The 15,562-nt window shown below is 50.9% G+C and carries 10 protein-coding genes; 5 read left to right on the top strand and 5 right to left on the bottom strand.

The features are described from left to right. Positions 1-3: 3 nt before the first annotated feature. Positions 4-1,080, bottom strand: a complete 1,077-nt coding sequence (locus FOA19_RS07180; RefSeq protein ID WP_149090061.1) for a PorP/SprF family type IX secretion system membrane protein — start codon at positions 1,078-1,080, stop codon at positions 4-6. A 45-nt stretch (positions 1,081-1,125) separates the two neighbouring features. On the opposite strand from FOA19_RS07180, the gene FOA19_RS07185 reads away from it, so the two are divergent. Together FOA19_RS07185 and FOA19_RS07190 are read left to right on the top strand one after the other, a co-directional pair. Further along, positions 1,126-4,140 (top strand): AsmA family protein, encoded by a 3,015-nt coding sequence (locus tag FOA19_RS07185; protein WP_149090062.1) that lies wholly within the window; start codon positions 1,126-1,128, stop codon positions 4,138-4,140. A gap of 176 nt (positions 4,141-4,316) precedes the next feature. Beyond that, positions 4,317-5,084: a DUF4382 domain-containing protein gene (locus FOA19_RS07190; RefSeq protein WP_223808769.1), complete on the top strand. Its 768-nt coding sequence runs from the start codon at positions 4,317-4,319 to the stop codon at positions 5,082-5,084. A gap of 111 nt (positions 5,085-5,195) precedes the next feature. Here FOA19_RS07190 and FOA19_RS07195 read toward each other — a convergent pair whose 3' ends face one another. From FOA19_RS07195 to FOA19_RS07205, 3 genes are all read right to left on the bottom strand, one after another. Next, positions 5,196-5,681: a DinB family protein gene (locus FOA19_RS07195; RefSeq protein ID WP_149090064.1), complete on the bottom strand. Its 486-nt coding sequence runs from the start codon at positions 5,679-5,681 to the stop codon at positions 5,196-5,198. A gap of 83 nt (positions 5,682-5,764) precedes the next feature. Then, positions 5,765-6,157: a diacylglycerol kinase gene (locus FOA19_RS07200; RefSeq protein ID WP_149090065.1), complete on the bottom strand. Its 393-nt coding sequence runs from the start codon at positions 6,155-6,157 to the stop codon at positions 5,765-5,767. 146 nt (positions 6,158-6,303) lie between these two features. Beyond that, positions 6,304-7,440, bottom strand: coding sequence for an acyltransferase family protein (locus tag FOA19_RS07205; protein ID WP_149090066.1), 1,137 nt, complete (start codon positions 7,438-7,440; stop codon positions 6,304-6,306). A 643-nt stretch (positions 7,441-8,083) separates the two neighbouring features. Between FOA19_RS07205 and FOA19_RS07210 the strand changes: the two genes are divergently transcribed. From FOA19_RS07210 to FOA19_RS07220, 3 genes are read left to right on the top strand one after another with little or no spacing between them, the layout of a single operon-like run. Next, on the top strand, positions 8,084-11,176 hold the full coding sequence (locus FOA19_RS07210; protein WP_149090067.1) for a SusC/RagA family TonB-linked outer membrane protein: 3,093 nt from the start codon (positions 8,084-8,086) through the stop codon (positions 11,174-11,176). A gap of 18 nt (positions 11,177-11,194) precedes the next feature. Next, positions 11,195-12,664, top strand: coding sequence for a SusD/RagB family nutrient-binding outer membrane lipoprotein (locus FOA19_RS07215; RefSeq protein ID WP_149090068.1), 1,470 nt, complete (start codon positions 11,195-11,197; stop codon positions 12,662-12,664). A 34-nt stretch (positions 12,665-12,698) separates the two neighbouring features. Next, positions 12,699-13,952 (top strand): hypothetical protein, encoded by a 1,254-nt coding sequence (locus FOA19_RS07220; protein ID WP_149090069.1) that lies wholly within the window; start codon positions 12,699-12,701, stop codon positions 13,950-13,952. Between the two features lie 144 nt (positions 13,953-14,096). On the opposite strand, the gene fumC is transcribed toward FOA19_RS07220, so the two are convergent. Further along, a complete protein-coding gene (gene fumC / locus FOA19_RS07225) occupies positions 14,097-15,494 on the bottom strand; it encodes a class II fumarate hydratase (protein ID WP_149090070.1) in 1,398 nt (465 codons plus the stop codon). Positions 15,495-15,562: the final 68 nt, after the last annotated feature.

Below are 15,562 nucleotides of genomic sequence, written 5' to 3' on the forward strand. Positions count from 1 at the left end.
AAATTAGAATGCCGGGCAAGAAATGCGGTTGTATTTCTTATCTGACCCCGACCTTTTAAAAATCTTTAAGTAATCCACTTTCTCAAAGGAAAGAACGAGCTCGTGTGTAGGGCCTATGGCTACCGGGCTGGCCGCTAGCGGATGCCGGTACCCATATCCTATTTTAAATCCTTTATGTGTAACGCCAACTATCCCCTGAATAGTGCTTGCAATTGAAGTATTTTTTGCGCCCGGTAGCAAGGTAGCTCCTAGTCCTAGTGTGACTGGTGTGATATTGGCGTAAATAGTTGCGTCTAAGCGGTTAAAGCTGCGCTGGTGCGTATACGAAACCGTGGGAATAAAGCTGATTTCCTCAAACCGATCTCGGTTAAAATAGCTTTTTACATAGAACTTATAACCCGTCTGAAATTGCAGCACCGGAGCGGCCGTACTGGCTGACATCTCCCCTACTTTGGGATTATTCAAATGGTGCCCCGAAACGCCCAGCCAGAACTGCGGCGTGAACAACAGCAACCCGCCAGACAAGGTGAGGTAAGAGGTTCTGTCCAATCCAAAGATCTCGGAAGTAGGGTTGGTGACCGTGCCGTTGGAGTTCAATTGGTCTTCAAAGATGAGCCCACCGGCAGAAGGCTTCTGTGAGCCGTAGCCCACCTGCATGCCGGCACTTAAATCCAATTTCTCCTTTAGCTTGGCATGGTAGGCATAGAGAAGGCCCGCTTGTATCTTTTGGTACCCGCCTGCCGGTGCTTTGTCTGCCATAACGGTAGCACCTACCCCATTTTTGGATTGGGTAAACCGGTACTCTCCGCTGGCCCATTGGGTATTGTACCCGCCGTTGACTCCTGTCCATTGTGACCTATGACCGGCTGTTATGCTGTAGTCAGACAATAATCCGGTGAAAGCCGGGTTAAGAAAGAGACGGTGCGCATACGGCAGGGTGCTGGTGCTTTCCTGCGCTAACGTTATAGTAGACACAAAGAGCAAAGAAAAGAGCAGCAACCATAACCTTGCCAGCCCTCCTTGCCACCGGTTGCATCCACGGCATACAAATTGCAGGAACCCATGTAAGCGTATATTCATCTGAAAATACCTAAACTTACAAGCTGAAAACACATCATTACTAACATGAGGAAAGTATTTATAGGTCTGGCAGTATTTATTGTGGTATTGCTGGCCGCAGCTGCTCTCATCCCCATCTTCTTCAAAGATAAGATCAAGGAGCGCCTGGATAAAGAGATTGCCAAAAGTATCAACGCCCGCGTCTTATACGAAACAAATAACGTAAGTCTGTCGCTATTTCGCACATTCCCAGACCTGGGCCTGAGCGTAAAAGAACTCACCATTGTAGGCAAGGATTCCTTCCAGCGTGACACCCTCGCCTACCTGCCAGATTTCAATCTGGGCTTGGACCTGATGAGCGTGATCTCCGGCGACCAGATCGAGATCAACTCGGTGCAGATGGACGAGCCGCGCCTCAAGCTGTTGGTGCTCAAAAGCGGAAAAGCCAACTGGGACATCTTCATCCCTGATTCCGCCGCTACCCCCGAGGCCCAGGACACCACTGACTTCAAGATGGGTATTGAGGAATGGAAAATCAACAATGGGCAGATTGTGTACCAAGACCTGAGCATCCCGTTTGGGGTGAACGCCTACAATGTGCAGCATACCGGCAGCGGCGACTTGGCCAAAGACGTTTTCGATATGGAAACCAAGACGCAGGCCGAGCGCTTCACCATGACCTACGGAGGCGTGAACTACATTGAGAACAAGAAGCTGGACGCTGATGTGACCCTGGCCATGGACCTGGCCAACATGAAGTACACCTTCAAAGACAACAACTTCCGGATCAATGATTTTGCCTTAGGCATGGCCGGCTCCATTGCCATGCCCACCGATGACATCAACCTGGATTTAACTTTTAAGGCCCTGGAGACTGATTTCAAGAATATCTTCTCGTTGGTGCCCGGTGTATTCACTAATAAATTCAAGGATGTGAAGACCGATGGCAAAGTAGCGTTCAACGGTTATGTGAAAGGAATCTTTAATGAGACCACTATGCCAGGCTTCGGGGTAGACCTGAAAGTGAACAACGGAACCTTCCAGTACCCAGATCTTCCGCAGGCCGCCAAGAATATCAACATTGACATGAGCGTGAAAAACGCGGATGGCAACATTGACCACACGTTAATTGATGTCCGCAGACTGCACCTTGACCTGGGCAAGAACCCGGTGGATGGCCGCGTAGTCATTGATGGTTTGGAGCCGATGAAAGTAGATGGAAACCTGAAAGCCAAGTTAGACTTGGCCGAGGTGACCAAAGTGTTCCCGCTGGAAGGCACCACCCTCCGCGGCTTGCTGGACATAGACGCCAATGCAAAAGGCGTGTACTTTGAAAACCACATGCCGGTAGTGACCGCCAAACTGAACCTTTCCAACGGTTACGTGAAATCATCCTCGTTCCCAGCGCCATTGGAACAAGTAACGGTGGCTTCTACCGTAGTGAACCGCACCGGCAACGCCGCCGATACAGACATCCAGGTGTCCCGCTTTAAGATGCTCTTAGACAAAGAACCGCTGGAAGGCCGCGTGTCCATCAAGAACCTGGCTCAACCCCAGTTCGATGCTGATGTGAAAGGAGTACTGGATTTGACCAAACTCACCAAGATCTTCCCCATCGAAGGCACCACCCTCAGCGGCCGCCTGAACGGAAACATCCTAGCCAAAGGCAAGATGACCGATGTGGACGCCGGCCGTTACGGCAACGTGCAAGCCAGCGGCACCGTGCAGATTGCACAACTAAACTACAAGAGCACCGATCTGCCTCAGGGCATGCGCATCAACTCGGCTAGGGCTACTTTCAACAATGAGAAGGTGGCGCTTCAAGGACTCAATGGGTTCCTGGGCAAGAGCGATGTACAGATGGACGGCACTGTCTCCAATTACATGGGCTACCTGTTCTCAGAAAACCAGCCCTTGCGCGGTAACTTCTCCCTGCGGTCCAACAGTTTCAATGTGAACGAATGGATGGTAGATGAGCATACCGGCCAAACGGTACCTTCCTCTACCCAAGAAGCACAGGGTGTGGTGCAGATCCCAGCTAACCTGGACATGGTGTTGACAACCCAGGCGGGAACCGTTATCTACGATAACCTGAAGCTGCAGAATGTGAAGGGAAAAGTGACCCTTAAAGACCAGATAGCCAGACTGGAAGATGTTTCTTTCAACACGCTGGGCGGCCAGTTTTCCACTACCGGTTCTTATGACTCCAGAGACCTTATCCACCCAAAATTCTCCTTTGGGCTGGACATCAAGAACCTTGATTTTCAAGAATCTTTCAACTCCTTCAATACCATCCAACAGATTGCGCCCATCGCCAAACTGCTGAAAGGTGAGTTCTCCTCTAAGTTCAATTTCAGCGGAGAGTTGGGAAGTGACATGATGCCGGTGATGAGCACGCTTACCGGTAAAGGCATGATTGAGGTAGTAGAAGCCGTGGTGACGAACATCAAGGCCCTGAGCAAGATCAGCCAGTTGACCAACCTGAAGGAAGTTCAGAACTTCACCCTCAAAAACCGAGGCTTTGCGGCTGAGATCGTGGGTGGCAACCTGGTGGTAAAGCCCTTTGACTTTGCCGTGGGCGACATCAAGATGACCGTAGGCGGCACGAACAATGTCAGCGGAAAAGTAGACTATGTGGTGGCCATGGATGTCCCTTCCGGGAAGGTAGGAAACGCTTTGGCCGGAAAGATCACCAGCCTTACGGGCGTGCAGAACCTCAACGGCCTGGAGCGGGTAACCTTGCAACTGGGCGTGACCGGAAACTACAATGACCCGGCTGTGGCCCTGAAAGGCAGCAGCCTCAAAGCCGAGGCTTCCTCTCTGGTGAAACAGGTGGTGACCAGCAAATTGGAAGGCGTGAAAGAGAAATACAACGTGAACGTGCCTACGAACAAAGATAGCCTCAAAGTTGAATTAGCCAGAAAGCAGCAGGAAATGGAGCTGAAGGCCCGCCAGGAGTTGGAGGTGAAACGCCAGGAAGCGGAGCAAAAACTCAAAGCCGAGGCCAAATCAAGGCTGAATAAACTTCTTGCTCCCAGAAAGCCAACTACCTCAACGCCAGTAGATACCACCAAGAAGTAGTAAGAATAACCATATTTTTAAAGCCGTTTTTAGTCTTTTTTCTTAAAATAGGCTAAAAACGGCTTTATTTTTGTTTGGCAATCTTCCGCCAGCCTTGCGTAAAGGTGGCGGCCGCCAAAATCGGTGGTCTTGTTCCTACTCACCTTTCTATTATGAAAAAACGATTGCTATTTGGAATGCTGTGGACGGCAGCCGTAGGGTTTGCCGCTTGTTCTGATGAAAATGACCCGGCCGGGTCGTCCCGCATGGAAGTACGCCTCACCGATGCGCCCGGGGATTACGCCGAAGTAAACGTGGACATCCGCTCGGTGCAGATCCACCGCGAAGCCAACGATGATGAGGCTAGCTGGGAAACTCTGGAGACCATCCATCCTGGCGTATACAACCTTCTGGACTTTGCCAACGGCCGTGATACCTTGCTCGCCAGCGCCAACCTTCCCGCCGGACGCATTTCCCAGATCAGGTTAGTGCTCGGGAATAACAACTCCCTCAAATTGAAAGGTGAAACGGCTACCCGTCCGTTGACCACTCCTAGTGGCCAGACCTCGGGTTTGAAACTGCAGATCAACGCCGACCTGGTCGCCGATGTAACGTACCGGTTGCTGTTAGACTTTGATGCGGCTAAGTCAATTGTTCCACGTGGGAACAGCGGACAGTACAACCTGAAGCCGGTCATCCGGACGTTTGCAGAAGCCATCGCAGGAGGTATCAAAGGAACCGTAACCCCGGCTGATGCCAAACCCGGCATCCTGGTGATTTCCGCGGCCAACGACACCATTGGCGGTTTCACCGATGACGCAGGCCGTTACCTGATCAAGGGCATCCCGGCGGGAACGTACAAAGTACAGTTCAGCACCGCCGCACCTTACCAAAACAAAGAGCTCTCCAACATTATGGTCACCAATAACGCTATCACCGAAGTTCCGGCGGTAGATCTTAACTAACATAAAAGGAGCAAAAAGAAGAGGGGAGCCCATCACGGGCTCCCCTCTTCTTTTTATAGCATGATCTGTTTCCAATCCCTTTCTAAGAAATCGGGCCGAAAAAGGAATAGGTCAAATCTCCAGATCTTGACCGTAGCGGATGCGCACGTAGGTCACGTAGTCTGAGTTGATGGGCTCATGCCCTGCCAGACGTAACTCACGGGCTACCTGACCGCGGTGGTAGGTGGCGTGATTGATGGCGTGGGTAAGGATGTCCTGTACCTTGGTAGAATAGGCTTTCCCCTGGGTGTTGGTGTACTCAATGGTGCGGTTCAACTCGGCGTCATCGGCTTGGTCATAAATCTCCGCCAGTTTCGCTGAGGTCTGCTCATGCAGTTGGTGCAGTTCATGCAGCGTGTGGCGTTGCAGAACCGTTACCGGGCTTTTAGTGCCGGTGATACGTGCGATCCAGATGGCTTGGGCGTTCAGGACGTGGCTGAACATAAGCTGGGCGTAGTCTGGGAGGTCTCCCTCAATGCGGTCAAAGCTCTTGAGCACGCGCCAGTTCGCCCAGATGTTGTATTCGGTGAGGTTTCTAAGTACGTCGTTAGTAGTCATAATCAGGTAATTTGGGGTACAGGAAAGGCCTTTGCCTTTCAGAATCGGGCAAAAGTAGTAAACGTGACGCTTAGATAGAATGTTTAGCTATACTTTTGAAGCAGGTCCCACACGTAAGGCAGGAATACTAGCAACCCCGCCAGCGCAGCAGTGATAGAAGCGATAAGCACCGCTCCCGCCGCAATGTCTTTGGCTTTACCCGCCAGCGGGTGCCGCTCCGGCGATACCAGGTTAACCACCACTTCCAGCGCCGTGTTGAAGAGCTCGGCCATCCAGACCAACCCGATGCAGAAGATGACAATGACCCATTCCAGCGTGGTAAGCCCAAAGTAAAACCCCGCGGTCACGGCCGCCCCGGCAGACAGCACATGCCACCGCAGGTTGATCTCAGACCGGAATGCCGCCGTGATTCCCTTCAACGCATACCCGAAACTGTTCAGGCGCCTTCTTATAAAGGTGGGTTGTTGTGGTTCCATGTAGGGTACGTACGCAAGGAGAGCCGGGCAGATGCAAATTCTACCCTTCCTCGCCAGTGGCGAAGGAAAATTCATCTCCGTTTTAAGCCTGATTTCAGGAAAACAGCCGCAAAATAGCTTCGGCTTGTCCTCAGGCAAGCCAATGACTACACTTTGATGATGATGTTCTTCCGGTACATGGCATAGAGCAGCACCATGAAGAAGAGAATCCAGGTGATGGCCCAGGCCAATGAGGCATTGATCGGGCTCAGGTGCGGCGTATAGAAAGACTCGTAAAGGAAGGTCTTGCTGTCTACCTCGCCAGCCGGCGTATTTACCTTGATCATGGACAGAATCCTGGGCAGAAGTCCGGAGAGGAAGAAGACGGTGATCGCGTTCACGCCATACACCAGAAAAGGCGTGGTGAACCTGCGGTAGCCTTTCACGTCAATAAGCCAGTAGCACAGCCCTAAACCCAGCATCGCTAGACCCGAGGTGTACAGCACGAAGGAACTGGTCCAGATGCTTTTGTTGATAGGAAAATGCAGGTCCCAAATCAGTCCCAGGCAGGTGCAGATCACACCCCACACCATCAACCAGGCGATCTTGTTTCCGGGATCGTCTTTCTTCGTGAGCCACTGCCCTACCAGCACGCCGGATAGCGAAGTAGCCACGGCTGGGAACGTACTCAGAATGCCTTCCGGGTCCCAGACTTTGGTGGAGTTCCAAAGGTGGCCGGGTAGCAGTTTGTTGTCCAGCCAGGCAGCCAGGTTGGTGGTAGGTTGCAGGTTGGCCTCCCCTATGCCGGGCACCGGGGCAAACATCATCAAAGCCCAGTACCCGATCAGCAGAAAAGCGGCAATCAGAATCTGGGTACGGCGCTCGGTTTTCAGGAAGATAAGAGCCGCGATAATGAAAACCACCCCAATACGCGCCAGCACCCCTGGAATCCGGACTGTTTCGAAGTCAAATTTGGGAAACAAGGCCAAAAACAGACCCAAGGCAAATAGGGTAAGCCCGCGCCGGATAATCCGGAAGATGGTAGCCGTATGCTGCTCGGGCCGTTGTTTGGCGCCGGACAACGCATAGGCAATAGACACACCCACTATAAAGAGAAAGAACGGAAACACCAGATCGGTGGGCGTGCAGCCGTGCCATTCCGCGTGCTTAAGCGGAGCGTAGATCTTGCCCCAATTGCCCGGGTTGTTCACCAGAATCATGCTCAGCACCGTGATTCCCCTGAATACGTCCAGTGACCTGAGCCTTGTCTTGGCGGGTTCCACCAAAGCCTCTTGCGAGATCATTTCTTCTGAGGCTGAATGTGTAGTAGAGATTGTATTCACTGGAGATTGTATCAAAAGTGGAAGAATAGCAGGGGCAAGAAAAGCACGAGACAGTAGAACTTTATAAAAGCCAAGTTAACAGATTCTTACAGGTTTTTCATAGGAAAAGAGGAAATCTGCCGCTTTCTGTGTCACCAGTATAGAACACCTTGTTTTGAGGCTCTCAGAGTAAAGCATGGTTCAGGTTCCTAAATAATATCAATAAGTGTTAAATACTCACTTATAAAAATTAATTGATTTAAACTTTAAATTAAAAATACTTACTATTTCTGCTGATGCTTTGCTAGGTTTTTTATAATTTTCCCATCAAATTTTATATAGCAATTACGCTATTCTTCATAGTCCTACTAGAAAGTGCCGTTTAAAGGCCGTTTTATGATAACTTCATTCAAAACAAAGCAATTTTTGATGAATAAAATAAATTATGGTTTGAGAAAGGATATGTTTTTAGCAAATCTTTAATTTTGCAGCAGCCTTGTCCTTCGGTGGTTAACACCAAAACATCCCAATCACCTTCTTTGACCTAAATGCCTTGATTTATTCACTTTCCCAGAAATTTCCAGATCAATAACAACAATCAGTCTACACCCCTAAATCCTTATTTATGAGAATAATGTTACGGCTAATTCTATTTGCCCTATGCATTTGCATTGCTCAGGCAGGTTATGCCCAAAGCAGAACAATTACCGGAAGGGTCATCTCTTCTGAAGACAACTCCGCCATGCCCGGCGTGAGTGTGGTAGTAAAAGGGTCCTCTAACGGTGTCTCCACCGATGCCGAGGGCAAATACTCTATCCAGGCGGCACCAGGAAGTGTGTTGGTGTTCAGTTTCATTGGTATGGTTCCGCAGGAGCGTACCATTGGCGTAGACAATACCATCAACGTCACACTGGTGTCAGATTCCAAAGCCTTGGAAGAAGTGGTGGTAACCGGCTTCAACATTGCCCAGGAGCGGAAGAGTATCAACTACGCCGTGCAAGAAGTAAGCGGCGCGGCCCTGGAAGAGTCACGCCAGCAGAACGTGGTGAACGCTTTGCAAGGAAAAGTGGCCGGTGTGAACATCACCAGTTCTGGTGGGGGTGCCGGAGAAGGCTCCAGCATCGTGATCAGAGGGGGTTCTTCCATTGACGGTGATAATCAGCCTTTGTTTGTGATTGACGGTATTCCGGTAGACAACTCCTCGTTCCAGGAGTCTACTGCGCCAGGTGCGGGTAGCGGTTTCAACGGAATGCTGGGTCGCTCCGTAGGTTCCTCTAACCGGGCCGGTGACATCAACCCAGATGACATCGCCTCTATTACTGTTCTAAAGGGACCTGCCGCGGCAGCGCTTTATGGTCTTCGTGCCGGTAATGGTGCCGTGATCATCACCACCAAAAAAGGGGTGGCCGGGCAGACCTCTATCACCTACAACGGTCTTTTCTCTATGGACGAGGTGAACAGACTACCAGAAGTGCAGCAGGTGTACCAGCAAGGCACAAACGGTGTGTTTGACGCTACTACCCGTAGATCATGGGGGCCTAAGTTTCAGGAGGGACAGCCTATCTACAACAACGTGGAAGATTTCTTCCAGACAGGCTTCAAGATGAACCACAACCTGAGCATCTCGGGTGGATCAGAGAAAACCAGCTTCTATATCTCCGCAAACCACTTAGACCAAGGTGGTGTAGTACCGGAAACAGAATACAAGAAGAATTCTGTGCGGGTGTCTGGTACGGCTAAATTCAACGACAAGCTTTCATTTGACGGATCTGCCAACTATCTGCAGACAAGCGGCAGGAGAGCCTTGCAAGGCCCAGGTTTGTTTGGCGGAACCGGTGGTTTCTTGGTTAGTATCTTTAACTGGCCATTAAACGACAACATGTCTGACTGGCAGAACCCAGACGGTTCACGTCGTAGATTGTTAGAAAGCGTAACCGGTGACATTGACAATCCTTACTTCACGGTTAACAAAAACCCACAGACTGACCGTACTGATCGTATCATCGGGAACGTAGGGATCACTTTGGATCCTACAAAGTGGTTAAAAATCAACTACCGCCTTGGTACTGACGTGTACACCGAGCGGAGCCAAAGCGTGCGTTCTCCCGGTACTTCCTTGCCTAACAACCAGGCTGGTGGTTTAGCCATCTCCGTTAACCAGTTCCAGCAGTATACCTCTAACTTCGTGGTAACTGCTAACAAAAACATCACCGAGAAATTCGGGGTAGGTGTGGTAGTGGGTAACACCGTGGAGCAGACCGAGACCAAAGGCGTTGACTATTTAGGTCTGATTTTCCAGAACCCTGAGTTTGTGGGCCTGAACAACACCACTAACAGAAGCGTGATCCAGCGGAACTCTCTGCGTCGTTTGATTGGCGCGTTTGGCCGGGTAAGCTTTGACTATGACAACTTCCTGTTCTTAGAGTTGCAGGGCCGTAATGACTGGTCTTCTACCCTACCGGTGAAAAACCGCTCGTTTGCCTATGGTTCTGCCAGCTTAGGCTACGTGTTCACCGAGCACCTGCCGCTTAGCTCCGGTTCATTCCTGAAGTTTGGTAAGTTCAACATCTCGTACGCGCAGGTAGGGAAAGACTCACCTCCTTACAGAGTGTCTTCTCCGTTGACCAATAACACCTTCTTGGGCGGTGGTTTCCGGAACAACTTCTTCGGTGGTAACCCAGAACTGAAGCCAGAGACCAAGAACTCCTTTGAGACTGGCTTGGATTTCAACTTCTCTAAAAACAACCTGCGTTTCAACGTTACTTATTATAATGATAGAACCGTTGACCAAATCATCGCGCCGCGTCTGAGCCAAGCTTCTGGTTTCATTCTGCAGTACGTGAACGGCGGAACCGTAGAGAACAAAGGGGTAGAGGCGATCTTGTCCGGAACAGCTATTCAGAAAGGTGGTTTTGCCTGGGATGTGGTGGCCAACTTCTCCCGCAACAGAAGCAAGGTAGTAAGCATTCCTTTCCCATTGACTGAGATCTACCAGTCAGATGCCTGGATCGTAGGTTTTGCTAGAGGTGGTGTGTTCCAGGGCGGTTCTTTGAGCGGCTTGAGCGCCATGCAATATGAGCGTGCCCCAGACGGACAGATGATTATCAGCGCTGCCGGATACCCAACGTTTGTGGACCAGAAATTCACTTACGCCGGTGACCGTGCCCCTGACTACACGCTGCAAATTACCAACACCTTCAACTACAACAACCTGTCGCTTTCTTTCTTAACTGATATTCGCAAAGGTGGGGTGGTAGTGAACGGAAACGAGGCTACCCTGGTAAACAGCGGCTTGAGCACCCGTACGTTGGACCGTTACAAGAAAGCTGTGTTCCCTGGCGTAGTAGCCGTGACCGGTGCCGATGGAAAAGTAACCTACGTGCCTAACACCAGAGAAGTAGAGTTGACGGAGAGCTATTACCGTAACATCATGTCAGTGGTAGGAGATGACTTCATTGAAGACGCTTCCTGGATTCGTCTGCGTTACGTGACCTTGGCCTACAAATTGCCTAAATCAGCGTTTGGACGCATTCCATTCAAAAACGTGGAACTGAACGTAACGGGCCGTAACCTCATCCTTTTGACCAAATATTCAGGATCTGACCCAGAAACAGCTTCTGCCGGAGCGGGTGTTCGTGGCGGTGGTTCCGGTGGCTTCGATTACGGAAGCGTACCAGGTACCAAAGGTGTTGACTTCGGCGTGAAATTATCCTTCTAGTTTATTGAGACTCAAAACATGAAAAAATTTATCATAGGTTTTTGCGCAGTGGTAGGCTTAGGGCTTACCTCCTGCGACAATTTTTTGGATGTCAATGAAGATCCAAATAACCCGGTTTCCACTACGCCTAATTACCTGCTGCCAAGCATTATTGGCAACGGCTTGCAGGTGCAGCTTTTATCTGAGCTGAGAGTGGGGCAGATCACGCAGAACATTGCCGGAAGAACGGCCAACATCACCACTGACCAGTACTTCTTCACGCCAGGTAACTCTACCTCTACCTTCAACAACACCTATTACCTGGTGGGTAGCAACATTGGCCCCATGATGGAGGCAGCGGCGGCAGAAGGTTCTCCTTATTATGTAGGGGCAGGCAAAGCCATGAGAGCGATCATCATGGCCCACCTGACCGATATGCTGGGCGATGTTCCTTACACTGAGGCGTGGCAGGGATACACCAACATTGCACCTAAGTATGACCCGCAGGAGCAGATCTATTCTACCATCCTTACCTTGTTAGATGAGGCCGAGGTAGAGTTCTCTAAGCCTGCCACGGAGAACAAGCGTCCTTTCTATACCTCTAACCCGGTAAGCGGAGACATTCTGTACCAGGGCGATGTAAGCAAATGGATCAAATTGGTGAACTCTATCAAGGCGCGTCAGCTAAACCACTTGACCAAGAAAGCCAACTACAACCCAGATGCGGTTCTGGCGGCCATTGACAAAGGAATCAAATCCAACGCCGATGACGCCATGTTGGGCTACAGACAACCCACTAGTGTAGAGTCTGCCACTACCAGCATCTTCGGGCCTACCAGAGCCAACTTTGCGAGCTATACCTTTGGCAAAATGTTCGTGAACCTGCTGAACGGAACCACTTTGCTGGGTGATGCCACGGCGGCAGATGACCCTCGTTTCCCTATCATCTCCCCGTCCTTAAGCAACGGAGCCGTACCAGGCGCTGGTTCTTCGCCAGCTCTTGCGGCCTCAGATATCTATGGCGGGTACTACTCTACAGACAATAGCCCTTTCCCGATGGTGACCAATGCTGAGATGCGTTTCATTGAGGCAGAAGCTGCTTTCCGCAAGGGTGACAAGGCTCGTGCCTTTACCGCGTACAAAGCTGGTATCACTGCGCACATGACTAAGCTGGGAGTAGCTGCGGCTGCCCAGGCTACGTACATGGCCAGCGCAGCCGTTGCCCAAAGCGAGACTACCCTGACCCTGAAGAACATCATGGAGCAGAAGTACATTGCCATGTTCCTGAACCCAGAGTCATGGTCAGACATGCGCAGATTTGATTTCGACCCTACCATCTACCCAGGTTTCCAGATGCCAACCGGCGTGAACGCCCTGCTGAACGGTAAAGTAGTTCGTCGCCTCCCTCCTGCCCAGACTGAGACGCAGTTTAACCCAACTGAAGTAGCCAGAATGGGCTGGGGTGCCCAGGACTACGTGACCATTCCAGTTTGGTGGGATCAGCAATAGTAGGTAGAAGTATAGGAATTAATCTAAAGAAGATATGAAAAGCATTTTTAATAAATACCTGGCCCTGCCTGCCGTTGCTTTGTCTTGTTTGTCTTTGACCTCCTGTGAGGAAGACTACGAAGCACCGTATAGAATTACCGAAGACTCTTTCCAGATTTTCCAAGCTACCGGTACACTGCCGGTAGCCGCGAAATATGCCGCAGGAGAAACCGTGAAAATGGAGTTGGTGTACAACAAAACCGATGTGAAGGAGATTGTGCTCCTGCAGAAGTTTGACAACCAGGATTCCTCCGTGGTAAGAACCATACCAGCCCAAGGTGCTTTCTCAAAATATAAGAAAGCTGATACACTGGTAGTGGAGTACGTAGTGCCCGCCGGGTTGGCCAATAAGGCTACAGTTCGGTTAGATGCCAAAGCCATTGGGTTCAACAACGCCTCTAAAACCAGAAGCGCATCGTTCAGAATAGCCGAGGCTACCCCTACCATCAAGATCAAAAGCGTAGCGCACCGTTCTGCCGTGACGTCCGGTGCGAACACCGCCAATGACGTGATCCGGTACGAATTGGTGCTGAACGAAGGCGGCGTTACTTCTGCCACTGCTACTACTTCAGCTTCTGCCATCCTGTTCAAGGACCTGGACAGCTTGAACGTGTACGCTACCGTAGGCACCAGCCCAGAGACCAGAATCGATAGAATCGGATTGACCAAATCTGGCGCCGCGCTTACCAGAAACGTAGATGTGAAGGTACCAGCCAACGCCGTTGGGCAGGATGTGGTTTTCCGTTTCGAGGCGAAAGCCGTTTCTCCTAAGAACGCTGCTTCTGTGAGTTCTGCACCGGTGAGCATTGTGGCGGCCACTCCTTTCACAGGAACTGCTACTGCTACCATCGGGATCAACGGGGATGCCGCGGCCACTTCCTTCAACTTTGTGGGAAGAGCCAATGTAGGAACCGAAACTGAAGTTACGAACAAGGACATCACAGTGACTAGTGTGGCGGGCAACAAGTTTGTGGTGAAAGCCGAGAACAAGACTGCTTTTGTGAAAACCACAGCTGCCGTGTACAACAGCGCCACCGTAAACAGCGTGCGGCAGGCGTATTATACCGCTTCTGCGGCCACGCCAAGCACGGTAGTGACTTCTATTGCTGACTTGGTAGTGGGTGACGTGTACATCGCCAAATTGGTGGATAAAAACAACTACGTGATCTTCAAGGTAACCGGCATCAACAGAGCCGGCGCCGATAACCAGACCACGGCTACCTTAGAGTACAAGTACCTGCAACCATAAAGAATACCAAAGAAGGGTTGCTCATAAGAGCCGCCCTTCTTTTTTTGACCTTACTTAGATAAAAGAGAAAGGCCCTTCCGCAACAGCAGAAGGGCCTTTCTCTTTTAAGGGTGTTTTTGCCAGAAGAGGCTAAAAACCCCAGGATTACTTTTTCAAGCTTCCGATCATATCCTCCGGACGTACCCACTCGGTGAACTGCTCATCAGTGAGCAGGCCTAAGTCAAGGGCAGCTTGGCGCAGAGTAGTGCCTTCTTTGTGGGCTTTCTTCGCGATTTTGGCCGCGTTGTCATAGCCTACGTGCGGGTTCAAAGCAGTTACCAGCATCAAAGAGTTCTCCAGTTGGCGTTTGATTACCTCGTAGTTCGGCTCAATACCCACGGCGCAGTGCTTGTCAAAAGAATCGCAGGCATCAGCTAATAAGCGGGCGCTCATGAGCAGGTTGTAGATCATTACTGGCTTGAACACATTCAGCTCGAAGTGACCGTTCATGCCGCCTACGGAGATCGCCACGTCATTCCCGATTACCTGGGCGCACACCATGGTCATGGCCTCGGCCTGGGTTGGGTTTACTTTGCCTGGCATGATGGAAGAACCCGGTTCGTTCTCCGGGATGATGATTTCACCAATACCGGAACGCGGACCTGAAGCCAGCAAACGGATATCGTTGGCAATCTTCATCAGGCTTACGGCCAGTTGCTTTAGGGCACCGGAAGTCTCCACGATGGCATCGTGGGCAGCCAGGGACTCAAACTTGTTCTCAGCGGTTCTTAAAGGTAAGCCAGAGAACTCAGCAATCTTCTGGGCCACCAATTCGGCGTAGCCTTGCGGGGTGTTCAAACCGGTTCCTACGGCAGAACCTCCTAAGGCAAGTTCGCTCAGGTGGTCTAAGGTGTTTCTAAGGGCGCGCATGCCATGATCCAGCTGAGACACGTAACCAGACAGTTCCTGGCCCAAGGTCAATGGCGTAGCATCCATTAAGTGCGTCCGGCCGATCTTCACCACGTTCATGTACTCCTGTGACTTGGCGTGCAGCGTGTCGCGTAGTTTCTGCACCATTGGCAGGGTATGCTCAGCTACTACCTTGTAACCGGCAATGTGCATGGCCGTCGGGAAAGTGTCGTTGGAAGATTGCGATTTGTTGACGTCGTCGTTCGGGTGGATTTTCTTTTTCTCATCCATCAGGTCGCCGCCCAACAGCACGTGCGCGCGGTTGGCTACCACCTCGTTCACGTTCATGTTGCTCTGGGTACCTGAACCAGTCTGCCAAACGACCAACGGGAACTGATCGGCTAACTCACCAGCCAGAATCTCGTCACATACGCGGCCAATAATTTCGGCTTTGTCTTGCGGAAGTACGCCTAAATCGGCGTTGGTGTAGGCGGCGGCTTTCTTTAAGATAGCGAAAGCGTCGATAACTTCAGTTGGCATTAACTGGCCCCCGATGGTGAAGTTTTCTTTGGAACGTTGGGTCTGGGCACCCCAGTATTTATCGGCGGGCACCTCTACCGGGCCCATGGTGTCTTTCTCTATGCGTACGCTCATGTCTGTTAGAAAATGGTTAATACTTTAGATAGCTCAAAACTACGGAATTATTCATAAAAAACGGGCGA

Source organism: Rufibacter hautae, from assembly GCF_008271695.1.
Classification (GTDB): Bacteria; Bacteroidota; Bacteroidia; order Cytophagales; family Hymenobacteraceae; genus Nibribacter; species Nibribacter hautae.

Coding starts and splice junctions, on each gene's coding strand:
- FOA19_RS07180 (WP_149090061.1), bottom strand. CDS start 1,080: ATGAATATACGCTTACATGGGTTCCTGCAATTTGTATGCCGTGGATGC.
- FOA19_RS07185 (WP_149090062.1), top strand. CDS start 1,126: ATGAGGAAAGTATTTATAGGTCTGGCAGTATTTATTGTGGTATTGCTG.
- FOA19_RS07190 (WP_223808769.1), top strand. CDS start 4,317: ATGCTGTGGACGGCAGCCGTAGGGTTTGCCGCTTGTTCTGATGAAAAT.
- FOA19_RS07195 (WP_149090064.1), bottom strand. CDS start 5,681: ATGACTACTAACGACGTACTTAGAAACCTCACCGAATACAACATCTGG.
- FOA19_RS07200 (WP_149090065.1), bottom strand. CDS start 6,157: ATGGAACCACAACAACCCACCTTTATAAGAAGGCGCCTGAACAGTTTC.
- FOA19_RS07205 (WP_149090066.1), bottom strand. CDS start 7,440: ATGATCTCGCAAGAGGCTTTGGTGGAACCCGCCAAGACAAGGCTCAGG.
- FOA19_RS07210 (WP_149090067.1), top strand. CDS start 8,084: ATGAGAATAATGTTACGGCTAATTCTATTTGCCCTATGCATTTGCATT.
- FOA19_RS07215 (WP_149090068.1), top strand. CDS start 11,195: ATGAAAAAATTTATCATAGGTTTTTGCGCAGTGGTAGGCTTAGGGCTT.
- FOA19_RS07220 (WP_149090069.1), top strand. CDS start 12,699: ATGAAAAGCATTTTTAATAAATACCTGGCCCTGCCTGCCGTTGCTTTG.
- fumC (WP_149090070.1), bottom strand. CDS start 15,494: ATGAGCGTACGCATAGAGAAAGACACCATGGGCCCGGTAGAGGTGCCC.